This window comes from Microcystis sp. M109S1, from assembly GCF_020247025.1.
GTDB lineage: Bacteria > Cyanobacteriota > Cyanobacteriia > Cyanobacteriales > Microcystaceae > Microcystis.
The window spans coordinates 1-2,911 of the sequence record NZ_JADBRW010000153.1; the positions used below are offsets into that span (position 1 = coordinate 1).

Annotated in this window: 5 protein-coding genes and 1 tRNA gene; 4 read left to right on the plus strand and 2 right to left on the minus strand. The window is 43.6% G+C overall.

Annotation, left to right across the window (positions count from 1 at the left end; translation table 11 throughout):
- Positions 1-152, minus strand: a 152-nt coding sequence (locus IM322_RS07315) for a helix-turn-helix domain-containing protein (RefSeq protein WP_287713165.1), incomplete at its 3' end; no start/stop codon positions are given.
- 90 nt (positions 153-242) lie between these two features.
- Here IM322_RS07315 and yidD point away from each other — a divergent pair.
- On the plus strand, positions 243-473 hold the full coding sequence (yidD, locus tag IM322_RS07320; RefSeq protein ID WP_287674101.1) for a membrane protein insertion efficiency factor YidD: 231 nt from the start codon (positions 243-245) through the stop codon (positions 471-473).
- A gap of 16 nt (positions 474-489) precedes the next feature.
- On the opposite strand, the gene IM322_RS07325 is transcribed toward yidD, so the two are convergent.
- Positions 490-1,248, minus strand: coding sequence for an LmeA family phospholipid-binding protein (locus IM322_RS07325; RefSeq protein ID WP_002757745.1), 759 nt, complete (start codon positions 1,246-1,248; stop codon positions 490-492).
- A gap of 198 nt (positions 1,249-1,446) precedes the next feature.
- Here IM322_RS07325 and IM322_RS07330 point away from each other — a divergent pair, with 198 nt between their 5' ends.
- The 3 genes from IM322_RS07330 to IM322_RS07340 form a co-directional block, all read left to right on the plus strand.
- Positions 1,447-2,586: a ferrochelatase gene (locus tag IM322_RS07330; RefSeq protein WP_287674098.1), complete on the plus strand. Its 1,140-nt coding sequence runs from the start codon at positions 1,447-1,449 to the stop codon at positions 2,584-2,586.
- Positions 2,587-2,674: 88 nt separating this feature from the next.
- Positions 2,675-2,747 (plus strand) — tRNA-Arg (locus IM322_RS07335).
- Between the two features lie 99 nt (positions 2,748-2,846).
- On the plus strand, positions 2,847-2,911 hold a 65-nt coding region (locus tag IM322_RS07340), incomplete at its 3' end, for a helix-turn-helix domain-containing protein (protein ID WP_287709865.1).

Genomic DNA, 2,911 nt, shown 5'->3' on the forward strand with positions numbered 1-2,911 from the left:
GCATATCCTATTCTTTCTTGTCTTTCGTACCATGCTTGTGTTCTGAGATGGAGAGCTTTATTGTAAACTAATCTTACACAGCCCAAAGTGCGCCGCAATAGCGACTCTTGTTCGGGTGTGGGGTAAAATCGGTAAGAATATGCTTTTTCCATGTCTCACATTTTAGCATATATCGTGTAAATGCGCTAGTATTTAACAGTAAAGCCGTCGTAGAACGACGGGGTTTCAGACCCAAATTTTCGATGAAAGGAATTTTTATTGGTTTAATTAAGGGATATCGACGGTTTATTTCGCCGCTATTTCCCCCTTCCTGTCGTTTTCAACCCACCTGTTCCCAGTATGCCATGGAAGCGATTGATCGCTTTGGTGTGCTGCGCGGTTCTTGGTTAGCAATTAAGCGTATTCTCCGTTGTCATCCCTTTCACCCCGGAGGTTACGATCCTGTGCCTCCCTGTAACCACAAGCACGATTAAAAGGCAAAAATGGTGCCTATTTTCTTTGGGGAAAACGCTCGATATCGGCGATACCATAAAAGATGATCTGTTTATCTTTTAAACGTAGTCGATCGACCCTTAATTGAGTACCATCGAGGGCAAATTTATCTAAATCCATGAGGTTGTTAACGTGGCTGATTAAAGCTTCTCCTAAAGCTTTCGATCTTTCGTCCCCTTGATAAACCACCTCAACAAATTGAATTTTTCGCCTTTCTTCCACAACCACAGCAGTGGTCATTTCTAGAAGAATTGGTTCTTCTTCTCCCAATTTGATTAGACTTTTCAGAGTTAAAGTTTTATCGTCATTGAGAATTAATTCTGTGTTCTGACAGTGAATTGATTTACCTTCGTACTCTAATCTTTGCAGTTTTTCGACAATAAAAGGTGTATTAAAAGAGGTGGTTAAATCTTCTTCCGTTAAAACTACCCGCAAAGTGGCCCGCGTCGGTTGACGGAGTTTTACCTGTCCGGTAAAAATGGCACTAAAATCGATCGCCACTGCTTGTACATACAATTCCATGGCTTCGATGCGTAGGCCATTGTACATCAGCATCGACTGACCGATAAAGTCAAAACCGTCGATACTGCCTTGCAGTAATTTGGCTACGGGTTCGGCGCGGACAGTCGCTTTCAGCTTGCCTGTCCGTTTGAATAATGCAGCGATCGCAGCACTCACCGCCTTACTGATGAGTTGATCGCCGCTCTGATTGGGAAAAGGTAAGCTACCAAACACGCCTGCTGTCATATCTCTCATAAGTGGGACTACAACGATCTTAACATTATTTAAAGTTTCTTTACATCTCGTTTTATTAATGAGGATGATAAGCAATCTGTATGATTCTGTAGAGGTTATAAATTTTTAGCGGTCTATCCCGTGCTAGGGGATAGGATAGAAAAGTGCTACTATCCCAGTGATATAGCGTTTTTCACTTAGAAAATCGGGGTTAAAAACGTGGTTGCCATTTCAGATCAACAACAGTTAGCCGCTACCCACAACCACAGCGATCGAGTGGCGGTATTATTGATGGGATACGGGGAAGTGGAGAGTTACGAGGACTTTGCCAACTATAATGAACAGGCCTTAAATCTGCTGACGGCTAAGTTCGCTCCTGTACCGACTTGGGTTTATCCTCCCCTAGCGAAATTATTGGCCATATTTGACCTACACGAATGGCAACACCAGCATAATCACTTTATTTCGCCCCATAACCACATTTTCGAGCATCAAAGACAGGAAATCGAGCGCAATTTACAGGCAAAATGGGGTAATCGGGTGGAGGTATTCAAAGCGTTTAACTTCTGCGCGCCTTTTTTACCAGCACAGGTATTAGGGGAAATCCGCGAACGGGGATTCGAGAAAATTTTGATCTATCCTCTCCTCGTGGTTGATTCTATCTTTACCAGTGGCATTGCGATCGAACAAGTTAACAAAGCTTTAGCTCAAGGACAAACGGGGGAACATTGGGTGAAAGGATTGCGCTATATTCCCTCGTTTTATAACCAACCCGCTTATATAGAGCTAATGGCGCGGTTAGTGGAAGAAAAAATCGCTACCGAGGTAGCTAGTAGCTGTCTTCCCTCGCAAATTGGCATTATTTTAATGAATCACGGTTGTCCCCACGAAGCTAAGGGATTTACGTCGGGAATCGATGAAAGTCAAGCTTTATACGAGTTAGTCCGGGAAAAATTAATCTATCGTTATCCCTTGGTTTCTGTGGGTTGGTTAAATCACCAAACCCCCTTAATTAAATGGACGCAACCGAATGCAGAGTTAGCGGCGAAGAATTTAATCGAATTAGGGGCCAAAGCCTTAATTTTCATGCCGATTGGCTTTGCTACGGAAAATCACGAAACTTTACTGGATGTGGAGCATATTATCGAAGCTTTACGCCGCAAACACGACCAAGTTAATTATGTGCAGATGGCCTGTGTCAACGATAACCCCGAATTTTGCCGGATGGCTGCCGATTGGGCCGAGGAACATATCGAAGCTCTCCTATCACAAGAGGCTTTATCTGTCAATAGTTCTGTAACAATTCCTCACATTCATTCCGATCACCATCATCACCACGGACACCACCATCATCATTAAGCTTGGACAGTGGCAAAGAGGGGTAGCGGCGAAAATTAGTCCTACCACTTGTCACTGTTGGAAGTATGATCTATAATTGTGCTTTCTTGGGTACGTAGCTCAATGGATAGAGCATCCGCCTTCTAAGCGGACGGTTGTAGGTTCGATCCCTACCGTACCCGTTACTCATCCAAAATTTTGTGTCTGAAACCCCGTCGTTCTACGACGGCTTTACCGTTAAATACTAGCGCATTTACCAAATATATGCTAAAATGTGAGACATGGAAAAAGCATATTCTTACCGATTTTACCCCACACCCGAACAAGAGTCGCTATTGCGGCGCAC

Coding starts and splice junctions, on each gene's coding strand:
- yidD (WP_287674101.1), top strand. CDS start 243: ATGAAAGGAATTTTTATTGGTTTAATTAAGGGATATCGACGGTTTATT.
- IM322_RS07325 (WP_002757745.1), bottom strand. CDS start 1,248: ATGAGAGATATGACAGCAGGCGTGTTTGGTAGCTTACCTTTTCCCAAT.